We start from the raw sequence: 16,445 nt of genomic DNA on the forward strand, positions 1-16,445 counted from the left end.
GGCGGTTTCGCCTGTTTGGTGAATGGCGCTGGTTTGTGTAGGGAGTCTGACCCATGGGGTCAGACTCCTTTGTAGACTGCTGGTTTTGGTGGATTTGTTATGGATTAACTTATGAAAAATATTGCTGTTATTGGTTTGGGCTACGTAGGCCTGCCACTCGCCGTTGCCTTCGGCGAAAAACGCCCGGTTGTGGGTTTTGATATCAACGCCAAGCGTATTGCTGAGCTGAAGCAAGGTGAGGATTTCACCCGGGAAGTGTCTGCCGAGGAGCTGGCTGCGGCTTCTCAGCTGTCGTTTACCGATTCCCTGGACGACATCGCAGACTGCACGGTGTTCATCGTTACCGTGCCCACGCCCATTGATGACTTCAAAACGCCAGACCTGACGCCGCTGGTGAAGGCCAGTGAGAGTGTGGGCAAGGTGCTTAAGTCCGGCGATATTGTGATTTACGAATCCACCGTGTACCCGAGTGCCACGGAAGAGGTGTGTGTGCCGGTGCTGGAGCGTGTGTCTGGCCTTAAGTTCAACGAGGACTTCTACGCGGGTTACAGCCCGGAGCGGATTAACCCGGGGGATAAGGAGCACCGGGTAACTACCATCATGAAGGTTACCTCCGGCTCTACCCCGGCCATTGCCGAGGAAGTAGATGCCCTGTACGCGGATATCATCACCGCCGGCACCCACAAGGCCAGTTCTATCAAGGTGGCGGAAGCTGCGAAGGTGATTGAGAACACTCAGCGGGATTTGAACATCGCGTTGATGAACGAGCTGGCCATGATCTTCGCCCGGTTGGGTATTGATACTCACGAAGTAATAGCTGCCGCCGGTACCAAGTGGAACTTCCTGCCGTTCAAACCCGGCCTGGTGGGCGGCCACTGCATTGGGGTAGACCCGTACTACCTCACCCACAAAGCCCAGGCCATTGGCTACCACCCGGAAATCATCCTGGCTGGCCGCCGTACCAACGATGGCATGGGGCCCTACGTGGCGGCTGAACTGGTAAAAGCCATGATCAAAGCCGGCCACACCATCGCCAATGCCCGGGTGTTGGTAATGGGCTTCACCTTCAAGGAAAACTGCCCGGACTTGCGCAATACACGGGTGATTGATGTGGTGAAAGAACTGCAAGACTTCGGCTGCCAGGTGGACGTAACCGACTGCTGGGCAGACAGCGCCGAGGCAGAACATGAATACGGCATCAGCCTGACGGATAAGCCGGAGCAGGGCAATTACAGCGGAGTGATTGTGGCGGTGCCCCACAAAGAATACGCGGCCATGAGTGCCGGTGATCTGCGGGGTTACCTGAAGGCAGATGGTGTGTTGTTTGACCTGAAGGGTGTGTTGCCTTTGGGTGAGGCGGATTTGCGGCTTTGAAAACGTTTTTGCTGATTGCCAGCTTCCCTGATTCGCTGATCAAGTTTCGCGGGCCGTTGCTGCGTGCCTTGGTGGCGAAGGGGCTGGATGTGCACGTGGCTGCGCCGGGTTTGGCCGATGTGCCGGATATCCGCACCGAGCTGGAAGCACTGGGCATTACCCTGCATGAAATCGGCCTGAAGCGCACCGGCACTAATCCGGTGGCTGATCTGGCCACGGTGGCAGAGCTTTGGCGGTTAATGCGGCGTATTCGGGTGGATTATGTGTTGGGGTATACCATCAAGCCGGTTATATACGGCTCGCTGGCGGCCTGGCTGGCCGGTGTGCCCAACCGTTTTGCGCTGGTTACCGGCCTGGGTTACGCCTTTACCGGTGAAGCTTCCGGTAAACGCGGCCTGCTGCGAAAGCTGATCCAGCGGCTGTACCGGTTCGGGCTTTCCAAAAGCCGCAAGGTGTTCTTCCAGAACCCGGATGACGAAGCACTATTCCGGCAGCTGAAGTTGCTGCCGGCAGACATTCCTTCATGCGTAGTGAATGGCTCTGGTGTGGATGTGGCGGATTACGCTCTGGCACCCTTGCCGGAGAAGCCTTCGTTTCTGCTGATTGCCCGCTTGTTGGGTGACAAGGGTGTGCGTGAATACGCCCAGGCAGCCCGAAAGGTCAAAGTCGAATACCCGGATGCGGTATTCCGATTGGTGGGCTGGATAGACGACAACCCGGAGGCCATCAGCCAGCAGGAGCTGGATGAGTGGGTGAACACGGGTATTGTCGAGTTTCTCGGCAAATTGGCCGATGTACGCCCTGCTATCGAGGACTGCAATGTGTACGTGCTGCCCTCGTATCGGGAAGGTACGCCCCGAACCGTGCTGGAAGCCATGGCCATGGGCCGGGCGGTGATCACCACCGATGCCCCTGGTTGTCGGGAAACAGTTACGGATGGTGATAACGGGTTTCTGGTGCCGGTGAAGGCGGTGGATGAGCTGGCTGGGGCGATGGTTCGGTTTATTGAGAACCCGGAGCTGTTGGGTCGAATGGGCCAGCGCTCCCGACAGGTGGCGGAGCAGAAGTATGATGTGCATCGGGTTAATGAGTTTATGTTGGCGGAGATGGGGGTTAAAACAGGGGCTGATAGCTCAGTTTGACGGCCTGTTACCTTTGAGTGCCTTATTTTGCCAACAGGTTACGTGATATTGTGTTTGCCTGAGTAATCTTTAATGGGGCTCGATGTTTCTTATGCTTAAGTCGCTGGTGATCAAAAACTATCGCGGGTTGGAAGACTTCCAGGTCGAAAAGCTGGGTCGGGTCAATCTGATTGTTGGTAAAAACAATTCCGGCAAGTCTACCGTGCTTGAAGCATTGCGCCTGTATGCCGCCAGCGGGCACCGCTCAGTGTTGGAGCAGATCGCTGCAGACCATGACGAGCGTTTCTTTTTAACAGATGAAGACGCGGAAGATCTGGAGCTGCCGTTTGAGCACCTGTTTACCGGGCGGGGTTTCCCTGAGGACGGTACCGCGATTGAGATTGGTGAGCAGGGGAGTAGTCAGGCCCTGATGATCCGGCATGTCTACATCCTGGAGCACGAGGAGCAAACAGTTGCCCCGGATGGCAGCGACATTGTGAGGCGCCGCCGCCGTGCCGTTCCTCCTATCCAGGTTGCAGACGACGAGTTCGATACGGTGGTAAGCCAAGGGCTGCAGCTGCGCAAGGCTAGGCATACGGTTGAGCTACCTTTTGAGCGGACCAATGGCGCAATCGGGTCCAGAATTCGTATCCCTGAGCTACCGGATACTTTGCCCTGTAGTTATATTCCCACGCGCTTTGTAGACATGGATGAACTCGCCGTGGAGTGGGATCAGGTCGCCCTGACGGATCATGAAAAGACCCTCAAGGATGTGCTGAGAATTATCGCGCCAGACTTCAAAGACCTTGCGTTTGTTAGCAAAGACGATCGCTATGGGCGCAGGGATTACGCCAGTAGTCGGCTACGCCACAGGCAGGTGCAGCGCACGGCAAAGGTGAGGTTGCAGGGTGTTGATAAGCCGGTGTCGTTAAACAGTATGGGTGACGGCATGCTGCGCTTGCTGCAGCTGGTACTGAAAATGTTTCCCGCCCGTGGCGGCCTGCTTTTGATTGATGAGTTTGAAAACGGCCTGCATTACAGCGTGCAGAAACAAGTGTGGGACTTGGTGTTTGAATTGGCGGAGCGGCTGGATATTCAGGTATTTGCCACGACTCACAGTTGGGACTGCATTCAAACGTTCGCCCGAGCTGCGTTAGACCGCCCGGACATTGAAGGTGTCTTGTTCCGGGTGGGTAAGAGTGCCCGCAAGAGTGACTCTGGAAAAACCATCGCCACGGTGTTTGATGAAGACCGTCTCTACCAGATTACTGAAGCCGATATTGAGGTGCGGTGATGGCGATGAATGACCACACGTTGCTGGTGGAGGGCGAGGCGGACCGGGGTTTCTTTGAGGTACTGTGCCGGTCGCTGGAATTGGAGGCCCGGGTGGAGGTGGCGCCGCCACGTAGATTCGGAGCCGGCCGGGATACGAAACAGGCAGCATTCAACATCTTGCCAATGTTGCTTGAAGATCTCGTAGATCGTGAGGATGGCCGGCTGGCAGTGGTTGTGGACGCGGATAATCATGCACATGGTGGAGGTTTTTTACGCACTATTGAACAGTTTTCAAACAAGGTTGAGGACTATGGTTACCGATGTTCAAATCCTAACCGTACCCCGCCAGAGGGTTCGATATTTCACCACGATGACGGCCTGAACGATCTGGGGCTTTGGGTGATGCCGAACAACGCCGATGAAGGCATGTTGGAGCACTGGTTGGCGCAGTGCCTCTTGGCTGAAGAACAGCCCTGGTTCGATCACGCCAGTCGCGTTCTTGACGAACTGCCGTTTGATCCAAAGTTTAAACCTTTGCACCGCCCCAAGGCTGAAGTAGCCACCTGGCTGGCTTGGCAAGAACGCCCAGGTGAAGGTTTGTATAACGCCCTTGATGCGGGGCTTATTGATAAAGAAAAACCATTGTATAGGGCGCTGGCAGATTGGCTTGAGCGTATTTTTCCGGAGCCAGGTTTGAGTGACTGATTCGAGAGCTTGCTAAAAACACCTAGGATATTTTCTGATTTGAACGATACAGCTATGGATGCTGCTTCCTAATGGTAAAAAGACTGTTCGACATACTGGCTTCTTTCTTCGGCCTGTTACTACTTTCCCCCGTAATCCTCATTGTTGCCTGGCAGATAAGCCGAAAACTTGGCTCCCCCGTACTCTTCCGCCAAACCCGCCCCGGCCTGAACGGTAAACCGTTCGAAATGGTGAAGTTCCGCACCATGCTGGATGCCACCGACAAGCACGGCAACCCCCTGCCTGATGACCAGCGGATGACGCCGTTCGGTAGCTTTCTGCGCGCCACCAGTCTGGATGAGTTGCCGGAGCTGTGGAATGTGCTCAAGGGCGATATGAGCCTGGTAGGCCCACGGCCGCTGCTGATGGAATACCTGCCGCTGTATTCGAAGGAACAGTATCGCCGCCATGACGCGCGCCCGGGGGTAACTGGCTGGGCGCAGGTGAATGGCCGAAATGCGATTTCCTGGGAAGACAAGTTCCGGCTGGATGTGTGGTATGTGGACAATCAGTCGCTTTGGCTGGATGTGAAGATTCTGTTCCTTACGGTGAGGAAGGTGCTGGTTCGGGATGGGATTAGTGGGGAGGGTGAGGTGACTATGTCTAAGTTCACCGGGAGCAGGGATTGATGCGTCTTGCCATTCTGGGTGCCAGTGGCCACGGCAAGGTAGTTGCAGATTCTGCCGGGCTGAGCGGCTGGGATGAAGTGGTATTTTTTGACGATGCTTGGCCGGAGCTGACGCAAAACGGGCCATGGGCTGTTGTGGGCGATACCGCTGCCTTGCTGAAGGATGTTAAGGGCTTTGATGGCGTTGTGGTTGCCATTGGTAATAATAGGATTCGCCAGGTTAAGCAGCTTGAGTTGGCGGTTTCGGGTGGCCGGCTGGTTTCTGTTGTTCATCCTGCTGCGGTGGTGAGTGAATATGCTTTGGTTGGCGCTGGCTCTGTGGTGTTCGCCAATGCCGTAATCAACGCCTGTGCGGAGGTTGGTGATGGCTGTATTGTGAATACCAGCGCGGTGGTGGAGCACGATTGTATGATGGGTGATTTCGCCCATGTGAGCCCGAATGCGGTGTTGGCCGGTGGTGTGAAGGTTGGCCAACTGGCTTGGATTGGCGGATGTGCTTCTGTGCGGCAGTTGACTGAAGTGGGTGAGGGCGCTGTGGTTGGTATGGGCGCCGTGGTTACCAAAGATGTGCCGGCGGAGGTTACGGTGGTGGGTAATCCGGCTAGGGTGCTTGAGCCCCGTTAAGACTTTTAGCCACGGACACTCACGGACCCACACGGACGAAAAACAATAAAATATTCATTTCTTTGTCCGTGAGCGTCTGTGAGTGTCCGTGGCCGAATAGGAATTTCAATTAACTCCAGGGAATAGGAGGCACTATGAAAAACATCATCATTTGTTCAGACGGAACCTGGCAATCGCCGGAATCCGACACGCCCACCCACGCGATGCGACGGTGGTTATAGTGTTGATAAAAGTGAAAAGGTGGTTATAGTAACCATTAAGGCAAAAGGATTTGCATGAGAAGTTCTGAAGTTAAAAAGAGGCTCGAGAAAGATGGATGGGAACTTGTCCGTGTGACGGGCAGTCACCACCACTTTAAACATCCCGATAAACCAGGGTTGGTTACGCTACCGCACCCGAAATCTGAAATTCCAAAGGGTACTCTGAGAAGTGTCTGGAAACAGGCGGGGTGGAAGTAAATGTTTCGGCATAGGATGCCAAAAGCGGAGGTATTGGCTATGCGCTTTCCAGTTGCGCTTCACACAGATGATGGCAAGCAGTTTGGTGTGACGGTGCCGGATATTCCGGGCTGTTTTTCTGCTGGCGACAGTGAAGATGAAGCTTTGGATAATGCCAGGGAGGCGATTCTGGGGCATCTGGAACTGCTTGCGGAGATGGGCGAGGAGATCCCCGCCGCTCAGGCGATTGCAGTGCACAGGAGCGATCCTGACTTTGACGGGGCTATCTGGGGCTTTGTTGAGGTTGATATTACGCCGTTTCTTGGCAAGGCAGAGAAGATCAATATCACGGTACCGAGCCTGGTGTTGAAGCAGATTGACCGGTATGTGCAGGAGCACCCGGCTGAGGCTAGATCCCGATCGGCGTTTCTAGCAGAGGCGGCGCTTGAGAGGATGCGAAAGGGGCATTGAAAGGCTAGAAAAAAGGACTTCCAATTAACTCCAAGGAACAGGAGGCACCATGAAAAACATCATCATCTGTTCAGACGGAACCTGGCAGTCGCCGGAATCCGACACCTCCACCCACGTTCTGCGCCTGGCTGACTGCTAAAGACTTTTTTTGCCACTAAATCCACTAAAAAACACGAACAAAGATTACTGACTGAAAAAACCAAAATCTCTTTGTCTTTTATTTCGTGTTCTTTCGTGGATTTCGTGGCGAACAATTTTTCATCTTTTTCTTTAACGACATACAGAGTGACCATGCTGAACGGACCTTTTTCCCCGTGGCCTTCTTTTTCTGATGAAGAGGCCAATGCTGTGCGTGATGTTCTTCTCTCCAATAAGGTGAACTACTGGACAGGCCAGGAGTGCCGGGAGTTTGAGCGGGAGTTTGCGGCGTTTGCGGATTCTGAATACGCCATTGCCTTGGCTAACGGTACGGTGGCGCTGGATTTGGCGCTGAAGGCGCTGGATATCGGCGAGGGTGATGAGGTGGTGGTGACGCCACGGACTTTCCTGGCTTCTGCGTCTAGCATTGTGACGGCTGGCGCTGTGCCGGTGTTTGCGGATGTGTGCCCGGATTCCCAGAACATTACGCCGGAATCGGTGCGCAAGGTGATTACCCCGCGTACCCGCGCCATCGTGTGTGTGCATCTCGCCGGTTGGCCCTGTGATATGGATGGGTTCATGGCGCTTGCCGAGGAGTTCGGGCTGTATGTGATTGAGGACTGCGCCCAGGCTCACGGTTCACGCTATAAGGGCCGTTCGGTGGGGTCCATTGGCCATGTGGGGTGTTGGTCGTTCTGCCAGGATAAGATCATGACCACCGGGGGCGAAGGTGGCATGGTGACGACGAACGATAAGGCGTTGTGGTCGAAGATGTGGTCGTTCAAAGATCACGGCAAAAATTGGGAAGCGGTGTACGAGCGTGATCACGCCCCCGGCTTTCGTTGGTTGCATGAAAGTTTTGGCACCAACTGGCGGATGACAGAGATGCAGGCGGTGATTGGCCGTATTCAGTTGGCCCGCATGCCTGAATGGAAAGAGGCTCGCCAGAAAAATTCAAAAGCTATCTGGGGCGCAGCGTCTGAGCTGCCTGGTTTACGCGTTCCCGCCATTTCTGAGGATTTAGATCACGGGGCCTACAAATGCTATGTGTTTGTGGAGCCTGATCAGCTGAAAGACGGTTGGGACAGGGACCGCATTCAGAACGCGCTTGTTGAGGCAGGGGTGCCGTGTTTTTCGGGGTCTTGTTCCGAGGTGTATCTGGAAAAAGCCTTTGATAACACCGGGTGGCGGCCTGAGCAGAGGTTGGCTTCGGCTAAGGCGTTGGGTGAGACAAGCTTGATGTTTTTGGTGCACCCAACGTTAACCGAGGCGGAGATCGCCAAGACCTGCTCCGTATTGCAAAGCGTTATGGCTCAAGCGGCGCTAGCAAGATTTGACAAAGAATAACACCAACTTCCTCACAATCGATTACAATAGGCGTTCTGTTTTTCTTAACGTAGTACCCGCTTTTACCAGGATGTTTTCATGTTCAAGGAACGGTTAATTCGCCTTAGTTATGGCAAGAAGCGTTCGCTTCAAATTGTCGCCGATGTTGTTCTGATCTGGCTGGCGTTGTATTTGTCGTTGTATTTGCGCTTGGGCGGCGAAGGCTGGGTGTGGCCTCAGGGCAATCAGTTGTGGCTGTTTGTACTGGCACCGATGTTTGCCTTGCCGTTTTACATTGTCACCGGCATGTACCGGGCGGTAATGCGGCACTTTGGTGGGCAGGCGCTGTTCACCATGTTCAAGGCCGTAACCCTGGGGTTCGGTGCTTTGTGCATGTTTGTGTTTTTTACCCATACCGCCGGGTGGGATTTGCTGTTTCCGCGTTCCTCTCTGATTTCCTATTGGTGGTTAAGTTTGCTGTTGATCGGCGGTTTGCGTTTGGCGGCTCGGCAATACTTTATGGGCGATTGGTTGCTGGCCGGCGTGGATGCGGGTGATCAAGGGCAATCGGACGAACAAGGCGGTATGCCGGTGGCGATTTACGGCGCGGGTGCCTCAGGGAATCAGCTACTGGCGGCACTGTGGGTAGGGCGGCTGTACCGGCCGGTGGCGTTTATTGACGACGACCCCGGTTTGATTGGCCGCAGCATTGCGGGTTTGCGGGTGTTTTCGTCCCGCGAGGTGCCCAAAATGATGGATAGAACTGGTGCGAAGGAGGTGTTCCTGGCCATTCCCTCTGCTAGCCGGGCCGAACGACAAAATATTCTGAATAATCTGGCGCGCTTTCCATTGCATGTGCGCTCCATTCCCGGGCTGATGGACATCGCCAGCGGTAAAGTGAAAGTGGACGACATGCAGGAAGTAGACGTGGCGGATTTGCTGGGTCGTGACCCGGTGCCGCCGGTGGACGATCTGCTGGGCCGCTGTATCGAAAACCAGGTAGTGATGGTGACGGGCGCCGGTGGCTCTATTGGTAGTGAACTGTGCCGGCAGATTGTCAACAATAGCCCGACCACGCTGGTGTTATACGAGCACAACGAATACGGGCTGTACGCCATTCACAAGGAGTTGGAAGGCTGGGTGCGGTCGCAGAAGCTGGATGTCCTGTTGGTGCCGATTCTTGGTTCTATCCGAAACGGCGGTCGCCTGCGGGACATTATGTCGGTGTGGGGGGTTGATACGGTCTACCACGCTGCGGCCTACAAGCATGTGCCCATGGTGGAGCACAACATTGCCGAAGGCATTTTGAACAATGTGTTTGGCACCAAGAAGGTGGCGCAAGCGGCCATTGCCTGCGGTGTGACGAATTTTGTGTTGATTTCCACCGACAAAGCGGTGCGGCCCACGAATGTGATGGGGGCCACCAAGCGTTTAGCCGAAATGGTGTTGCAAGCCCTCAGTGCGGAACAGGCACCGGAGTTGATCGGTGATTTTGCCGGCGTGAACAGTGTGAACCGAACGCGCTTTACCATGGTGCGGTTCGGGAATGTGCTTGGGTCTTCGGGTTCGGTGATTCCGCTGTTTCGGGACCAGATTCGCCGGGGTGGGCCGGTAACGGTGACCCATCCGGATATTACTCGGTATTTCATGACCATTCCGGAAGCGTCCCAGTTGGTGATCCAGGCCGGTTGTATGGGCCAAGGCGGGGATGTGTTTGTGCTGGACATGGGCGAGCCGGTGCGGATTGCGGAGCTGGCACGCAAGATGATCATGCTTTCCGGTTTGACGGTGCGTGATGAGGTGACTCCGAATGGCGATATTCCGATCAGTTTCACGGGCCTGCGCCCCGGGGAGAAACTGTACGAGGAATTGCTGATCGGGGATAACCCCCAGCCCACGGAACACCCGAAAATCCACCGTGCCGATGAGGAGTTTATCCCTTGGGCCGAGCTGCGTGCGATTTTGTTGGCGATGAAAGAGGCCGTGAAGGCCGATGCCTATGAGGATGTGCGCGAGATGCTATTGAGCACGGTGCAGGGGTATCAGCCGAGTAACGGCATTGTGGATTTGATTTATGAGAAGCGGAAGTTGGGGTGAATAAGCAAACTGTAACAAGTTAACGGTTTGCTGAAATATTTTAGACAGGTTTTCATGGTATAATCCCGCAAATTTTTCGGGTTGTGTCATGATTAATTCATCAATCATTCTCGCTTTTGTCATGTTTTCAGTGGTGGCCTGTGCCGCTGGCTTGACCGTGGCCGTTCGTTCCTGGGCCGTGCGCCGCGATGCGCTTGTTCTGCCCAGTGACCGGTGCTCACACACCATTCCTACGCCTCATGGTGGTGGTATCGCCATTGGGGCCATCTCCATTATTTTGGGCGTGCTGTTTTCGGTACTGGATTGGGTGCCGGATTCCTCAATGGTCGCGTTCATGTGCCTGGGTTTCGTCATGTTGGCCCTCGGTGTGTGGGACGATTTTGGGGATGTCTCATCAAAGCTCCGGTTGTGTGCGCACTTCGTTGTGGTGGCCATTGGTATATGGTCTATCCCTAAGCTGCCTGTGTTTTCTGTGTTCGGTATGCACGTTGATAGTTCCGTGGCTTTTTTGCTCTGGCCAGTGCTGGCGATCGCGTGGGTGTGGTTGATCAATCTCTACAACTTCATGGATGGTATTGATGGCCTGGCGGCCATTCAGGCATTGCTGTTGTTTGGCGGTATGGCGTTGAACTTCTGGTACGTTGGTTATGATCAGTGGGCGTGGATTTGTGTGTTTCTGCTGGGCGCTGTGCTGGGCTTTACCATTCTAAACTGGCCGCCCGCCAAGATTTTTATGGGTGATGGCGGTAGCGGATTTCTGGGCTTTATCATCGGCTTTTTGATGCTGCTGTCGGCGGCGCAAACCAAAGTGAGCATGTGGAGCTGGATTATTCTTCTGACCCTGTTCATCGCAGATGCCACTACCACATTGGTTGTTCGTTTCTTCACCGGCCAGAACGTGCTTCAGGCCCATCGGCTACATGCTTACCAGAAGCTGGCTCAGAGAGCCGGGCGTCATGCACCTGTGACGCTGGGTTACGGGGCATTGATGCTGACGGTGTTGTTGCCTGCGTCTATGTTGGCGAATAAGTTTCCGTATTCGGGGCCGTTGGTGTTTGCGGGGTTGTTTTTGGCAGCGAGTATTTCGACGTTCTTGTTGGGAGCTGGTCGAAGGGAAGTGAGCGTTTAATTATTCTTTGGCGCTTGTTTCGGCAACGTATTTTGAACCGGCTTGTAAGCCGGTTTTTCCGTTAAACAGTGCGAATTTCTTCGAAGAAATGTTCCAAGAGAGCTTGATTAATGCAGTTCAATAAGAGTTACCGGTTGTTACGTTACCTTAACCGGCACCATTCATGGCTATCCCGGCACACCCTTGGTGGGCTTGCCTGGCTGGGGACTTGGTTGTTTACACAGTCTTCGGTGTTGGCTGGTCTGATGCGCCGGGAGTTTATTCGTGATGATTTCAGGCTGGCGTTTCGGCGCGCGGCTTGGTTTGCTCGTCATATTTTTCCCAAATTAGATTTCTTTGAAGATCCTTTCTTCGACTTTACGATGGAAACGGATGCTGCCCAGCAGCGGCAGTTGGACCGGTTTGTGAAGCGCTACCGTGGTTCGCTCAGTGAATCGGTTTACCTTACAGACATGCTATATCTGCAGGCGGCAAATATTCATGGCAGGCTGGATGAGTCTCCCGCAGGCCTGTACCCACATGCGGAAGTCGTTGAATTTTACAATACTGCAGATGCGGCTTTAGCCGCCTTGCCTGTGCCGCCGGCAGCAGATGAAGGCTCTTTCAGTGAACGCAAAGACGATTTCTCTAAGGCTGATGCGATAGCAGCATTGTCTGACTTTGCCGATGCTTTGCCATTGAGTGAATGGGGGTGGTATGTGGTGTCTGGCACTTTCTTGGGGCTGCACCGAGACGGTGGTTTCTTGGCCCACGACTACGATATTGATGTGGGTATTCATGGTGAGCAAATTGATGTAGACGAGCTTGTGGAAACGCTTGCGGCATACCCACGATTTGTCACTAAAAAAGTTGACCTGCATATAGAGATTACTCAGAGCGACGATGGGTTGCTGCATCTTGAGAAGGTGCCAGCCTTGGTAAAACTGATTCACGAAAATGGCCTGAATTTGGATGTGTTTGTCCATTACACCGAGAATGGTCGTTGCTGGCATGGTTCGATTATTCATCGGTGGGAAAATTCGCCCTTTGAATTGAAGCGAGCCACTTTGGAAGGTGTTGAGGTAAATGCACCTGCAGATGCAGATTGTTACCTCACAGAGAATTATGGCGACTGGCGCACTCCGGTCAAAGAGTTTGATTGCACGACCGGTACGCCTAATCTGGTGGTGTCGCGAAATTTCTTGTCGGTTGCGCTGTTTTTGAAACGTTTGGCGGTATTCAGCGAAAGTGATGGCAAACAGGCGGCAAAGCTCAAACAAACTTTGATTAACTCCGGCGTGGTGGAAGAATCCGGTAGCGGCTTGCAGGTTGTGCGTAGCTTTGAAAAGGCTGAGCCCTTGTTGGGGGGGGGCTGAGGCTTATCATGGCGGCACTTAACGGGTATTTGGCCAAGTTTTTTTCAGCCATTTGGGGCTTTGCTCGTGTCTCCGGTGTGGCGTTCGTCGGTGGCTGTGCTGCGCTGGCGGTGTCCAGAGTTTGCCAGGTGTTGGCGTTTTTCCTGCCTTTGAAAATTTTTATTGTGATTCACTCTGGGGAAGTGCCGGATTATTTCAATATTTTTCCGGAATCCATGTGTTTTGAAGAGATTATTGTTCTGCTTTCGGCACTAGTACCCGTGACCTACGGCTTGTTCATTGCCTTGGGGATAGTCTATCGCTGGCTGATCGACCGGCACTTGAAGCAGTATGGCTCGAATGTTCTGGTGATTTCTGGAAAGGATACGCCGAACAACAAAATGAAGCGACTGCACAACCACGTTTCCAAAGCGTTTTCGGAGGCCGGGTTGGTGGCTGTTTCCCTGGCCGTTGCCGTGCTGATAGATCCAGGCGTAGCGGTTGCATGGTTTGTTCTGTTGTACACGAATTTATGGTTGTTCCACAAAGTAGCATTTCATGCGGAAGACCATGATCGCCTGACGTTCTTGAACCTTCATCGTCGCCAGTTTATCGAATACATTTCATCGGCAAACTTTCTGGTGGTTTTTGCGGTTCTGGCGGTTGAGCTGGTTTATTTTGACATGGGCGTATATACCGCCATCTTCCTTCTTTTGGTGTCGCGGATGGTTTTCCAGGCGCTGAATCGATTTTCTGTTGAAAGCCTCTACATTCTCAAAGCCTTCCCATGATCAAAAAAGCGCTTCGATTGTTCAAACGGCTGATGTTGGATTCTGCATGGCGCAGAAAGCTCATCATGGAAGCGGCTTATTTACGTGGTTTCTATCGCCTGGAGGTTGAAGAGGATCTTGCATTTTTTGATTGTTTTTGGGGGCGAAAGATAGGGGGCGATCCCTATGCTCTATACCGGGAAATGGTAAGGCAAAACCCCAGCTTGCGATGCATTTGGGTGCGTAATCCCGGGGTAGGGATACCTGATGATGTGTCAGGCAACCCGCGAGTGTCGTTTGTGGAGCATGGTTCGAGGCAGTATGCCGACGCGCTGCTAAGAGCCCGGTATTTAGTCTGTAACTCGAACTTTTTGCCGATGTTCGTTAAGCGCCCGGGGCAGCTTTTTGTTAATACCTGGCACGGCACCCCGTTGAAAACCCTGGGGCTGGACATCAACCAGCCGGTGAACCTCTCCCTCAATACACAAAGAAACTTCAATATCGCGGATTTTATTCCGTTGTCCGGAGCGTACGAGCGACGTTACATCGTTGATGCGTACGGTGGAGCGGGGTTCAAAGAGAATGTTTATGAGGTTGGTGCTCCGCGGCTGGATTTGACGTTATCGGCCGATGGCATTGCTTTAAGGCGGGAGCTGGGCGTACCGGCAAAGCGTAAGGTCATTCTGTATGCACCTACCTGGCGCGGGTCTATTGAGGATGTGTCGGCTCAGGTTGATGATCAGGTTAATGCGGTCAAGGTACTCAAGGAGCAGGAGGGTGATGAGTATCATCTGTTTGTTTCGCTACATCATTTGACTAAACAACAGGTGACAGATCTTGGAGTAGAGGTTGATTATGTACCCGACTCCCTCGATATCAATGAGTTTCTTCAGTGTGTGGATGTGCTTGTTTCGGATTATTCCAGCATTACGGTTGATTATCTGATTCTTGATCGGCCCGTTGTACTTTATGTTCCGGATTATGAAAACTATCGAGTTGAACGAGGTTTGTATCTTGGTCTGGAGAGCCTGCCTTGTGAAATCTGCTTTGATCTTTCGGAACTGCCCACGGTAGTGCGCGACGCCCGTCGCCCCTCTGCATTTAAGCCTTGGAATTCCTTGATCGCCACCGCGCTCCCTATGGCTAAAGGCGGGGCGTCCTGCCGGTTGGTGGAGTCAGTATTTGCGTCTGCACGTCAGAAAATAGCCAGCAAGCCTGAGCGAAAGTCGGTGCTGATTTATCCCGGAGCACTTAAGAACAATGGAATTACAGCGGCTTTCAAATCGTTAATCAGTTTTCTCTCCTCCAATGGCGTAGATGTCTACGTGTTGGTGGATATCGCTTTTGAGCGTTCCGTAGATTCTTTTGTTTCGAATCTGGAGTTTTGCCGGGAGCATGCCAAGGTCATCCTTGCCGATAGAGCGGGGCTGCAGCGCTTTCGTGAGTATTTTCTTATTCACAAGCTCCGAAAAGCACCATCGAAGCTAAGTAAGCAGGATGAGCACAATCTTTCCCTAATGTTTGAGAGAGCGGTTCGGCGCTTCATCCCGGATGTGGTTTTCGATTGTGCGATCGATTTTTCGGGGTACTCCTTTTATTGGTCGCGATTTATTGCCTCTGTACCAGCAAAGAACAAGTTGGTTTATCAGCACAGTGACATGAAAGCGGAGTTCGATAATCCTAATCGAGGGCATGTATATCTGGACGCGGTTTTTGGGGGTTATAAGCATTTTGATGGGGTGGCTTCGGTTTCCCATGCTAGCCGGGCGATAAATGAGCAAAACCTCGGCCATTATTATGGTCGAGCTAATGCTATGGCTATCCCTAACACCGTCGATTTTGCGAGGATCTCGCTGTTGGCGGAGGAGCCGGTAGGCTCTGTTTGTCCTGAAGTGGCGAAGCTACCGTCAAATGTGAAGATGTTTATATCGGTTTCTCGGCTATCTCACGAGAAGAATATTGCCAGCTTGATCCAGGCGTTTTCACAATTAGCCAACACCCATGATGATGCTGTGCTGGTTATTGTCGGGGATGGGGATGAGCGAGAGAGACTGGCGGCCTGTGCCGTGTCTGAGGGAGTAGCCGACAAGGTGATCTTTACCGGCAATCTTGATAACCCCTATCCGTTAATGAAGAGGGCGGATTGCCTGGTGTTTCCTTCGTTGTATGAGGGCCAGGGGTTGGTCCTATTAGAAGCAATGAGTTTGGGGACGTTTTGTATTGGAAGCGACATTTCTGCAGTGAACGAGGTGTTAGAGGGGACGGGTTGTTGGGTGGTGCCACCGGTAGCAGCGGATTTGAGGGCTGCGATGACTGATTTCCTTGAAAAGCGACCCTGCAGTATCGATTTCGAAACTCGGAAGTATCTTGATTATGCTGGCGGCCAACTGTGGTCTGCACTTTTTCCAGCCTCGGTGAGCGATAACCGATTATAAACTGGTTGAGGCTGGTATTTGCCGTACATTTTGCATTTACCTTTAGTGAGATTTTTTTATGTCTAAGACTGTAATCACCTATGGAACCTTCGACATGTTTCATATCGGCCACCTAAAGCTCCTGCGCCGTTTGAGTGAAATGGGCGACAAGGTGATCGTGGCGGTCTCCACTGATGAGTTTAACGAACTCAAAGGTAAGAAAACTCTGATTCCCTATGATCAGCGTGCGGCGATTGTTGGGGCGATTGATTGTGTGGATATGGTTATCCCAGAAGGCTCTTGGGAGCAAAAGCTTTCAGATGTGAAGGAGCATGGGGTGGATATATTCGCGATAGGAGAAGATTGGAAGGGCAAGTTTGATTTTCTGGAGGACCTTTGCGAGGTGGTGTATTTGCCGAGGACGCGAAATATCTCGACTACTGATCTTAAGCGTTCTTTAAAGCGGTTTTTGTCGATTTCTCAAGAAGATCTCAGGAAGGCTTTTGAAGTTTTGGAGTTGCTTAAACGCGATCTTGAATGATCGAGCGTTAGAAGGGTTTAGT

The 16,445-nt window shown here is 52.9% G+C and carries 16 protein-coding genes; all 16 read left to right on the plus strand.

Translation table 11 applies throughout. From position 1 onward, the window contains the following. Positions 1 to 111: 111 nt before the first annotated feature. The 16 genes from tviB (at position 112) to JAO79_RS07450 (ending at position 16,423) form a co-directional block, all read left to right on the plus strand. A complete protein-coding gene (tviB, locus tag JAO79_RS07375; protein WP_199006527.1) occupies positions 112 to 1,374 on the plus strand; it encodes a Vi polysaccharide biosynthesis UDP-N-acetylglucosamine C-6 dehydrogenase TviB in 1,263 nt (420 codons plus the stop codon). Continuing rightward, on the plus strand, positions 1,371 to 2,516 hold the full coding sequence (locus JAO79_RS07380) for a glycosyltransferase family 4 protein (protein WP_199006528.1): 1,146 nt from the start codon (positions 1,371 to 1,373) through the stop codon (positions 2,514 to 2,516). Before tviB ends, JAO79_RS07380 begins: the two co-directional genes overlap by 4 nt. A 91-nt stretch (positions 2,517 to 2,607) precedes the next feature. Beyond that, a complete protein-coding gene (locus tag JAO79_RS07385; RefSeq protein WP_199006529.1) occupies positions 2,608 to 3,789 on the plus strand; it encodes an AAA family ATPase in 1,182 nt (393 codons plus the stop codon). After that, positions 3,789 to 4,475: a DUF3226 domain-containing protein gene (locus JAO79_RS07390; protein WP_199006530.1), complete on the plus strand. Its 687-nt coding sequence runs from the start codon at positions 3,789 to 3,791 to the stop codon at positions 4,473 to 4,475. The genes JAO79_RS07385 and JAO79_RS07390 overlap by 1 nt, the downstream gene beginning before the upstream one ends. Before the next feature lie 71 nt (positions 4,476 to 4,546). Continuing rightward, positions 4,547 to 5,143 (plus strand): sugar transferase, encoded by a 597-nt coding sequence (locus JAO79_RS07395; RefSeq protein ID WP_199006531.1) that lies wholly within the window; start codon positions 4,547 to 4,549, stop codon positions 5,141 to 5,143. Next, positions 5,143 to 5,766 carry an acetyltransferase gene (locus tag JAO79_RS07400; RefSeq protein ID WP_199006532.1) on the plus strand — a complete coding sequence of 208 codons (624 nt, stop codon included), beginning with the start codon at positions 5,143 to 5,145 and terminating at the stop codon, positions 5,764 to 5,766. Before JAO79_RS07395 ends, JAO79_RS07400 begins: the two co-directional genes overlap by 1 nt. Before the next feature lie 275 nt (positions 5,767 to 6,041). Further along, positions 6,042 to 6,224 (plus strand): type II toxin-antitoxin system HicA family toxin, encoded by a 183-nt coding sequence (locus JAO79_RS07405; protein ID WP_199006533.1) that lies wholly within the window; start codon positions 6,042 to 6,044, stop codon positions 6,222 to 6,224. A gap of 39 nt (positions 6,225 to 6,263) precedes the next feature. Next, a complete protein-coding gene (locus JAO79_RS07410; protein ID WP_199006534.1) occupies positions 6,264 to 6,674 on the plus strand; it encodes a type II toxin-antitoxin system HicB family antitoxin in 411 nt (136 codons plus the stop codon). A gap of 49 nt (positions 6,675 to 6,723) precedes the next feature. Beyond that, the gene (locus JAO79_RS07415; RefSeq protein WP_199006535.1) at positions 6,724 to 6,813 is read left to right on the plus strand and encodes a DUF2235 domain-containing protein; all 90 of its coding nucleotides are present in this window, start codon (positions 6,724 to 6,726) and stop codon (positions 6,811 to 6,813) included. Positions 6,814 to 6,965: 152 nt separating this feature from the next. Continuing rightward, positions 6,966 to 8,159, plus strand: a complete 1,194-nt coding sequence (locus tag JAO79_RS07420) for a DegT/DnrJ/EryC1/StrS family aminotransferase (RefSeq protein ID WP_199006536.1) — start codon at positions 6,966 to 6,968, stop codon at positions 8,157 to 8,159. A gap of 78 nt (positions 8,160 to 8,237) precedes the next feature. Further along, on the plus strand, positions 8,238 to 10,235 hold the full coding sequence (locus JAO79_RS07425; RefSeq protein ID WP_199006537.1) for a nucleoside-diphosphate sugar epimerase/dehydratase: 1,998 nt from the start codon (positions 8,238 to 8,240) through the stop codon (positions 10,233 to 10,235). Between the two features lie 88 nt (positions 10,236 to 10,323). Beyond that, positions 10,324 to 11,364 (plus strand): MraY family glycosyltransferase, encoded by a 1,041-nt coding sequence (locus tag JAO79_RS07430; RefSeq protein WP_199006538.1) that lies wholly within the window; start codon positions 10,324 to 10,326, stop codon positions 11,362 to 11,364. 110 nt (positions 11,365 to 11,474) lie between these two features. Continuing rightward, a complete protein-coding gene (locus tag JAO79_RS07435; protein WP_199006539.1) occupies positions 11,475 to 12,719 on the plus strand; it encodes a hypothetical protein in 1,245 nt (414 codons plus the stop codon). A gap of 8 nt (positions 12,720 to 12,727) precedes the next feature. Continuing rightward, the gene (locus tag JAO79_RS07440; protein WP_199006540.1) at positions 12,728 to 13,489 is read left to right on the plus strand and encodes a hypothetical protein; all 762 of its coding nucleotides are present in this window, start codon (positions 12,728 to 12,730) and stop codon (positions 13,487 to 13,489) included. After that, entirely contained in the window at positions 13,486 to 15,903 is a 2,418-nt protein-coding gene (locus tag JAO79_RS07445; RefSeq protein ID WP_199006541.1) for a glycosyltransferase, read from the plus strand. The genes JAO79_RS07440 and JAO79_RS07445 overlap by 4 nt, the downstream gene beginning before the upstream one ends. Positions 15,904 to 15,961: 58 nt before the next feature. Beyond that, complete coding sequence (locus JAO79_RS07450) at positions 15,962 to 16,423, plus strand: adenylyltransferase/cytidyltransferase family protein (protein WP_199006542.1); 462 nt, start codon at positions 15,962 to 15,964, stop codon at positions 16,421 to 16,423. The last annotated feature ends 22 nt before the right edge of the window (positions 16,424 to 16,445 follow it).

The sequence above is a fragment of the Marinobacter litoralis genome (assembly GCF_016427555.1).
GTDB lineage: Bacteria > Pseudomonadota > Gammaproteobacteria > Pseudomonadales > Oleiphilaceae > Marinobacter > Marinobacter litoralis_A.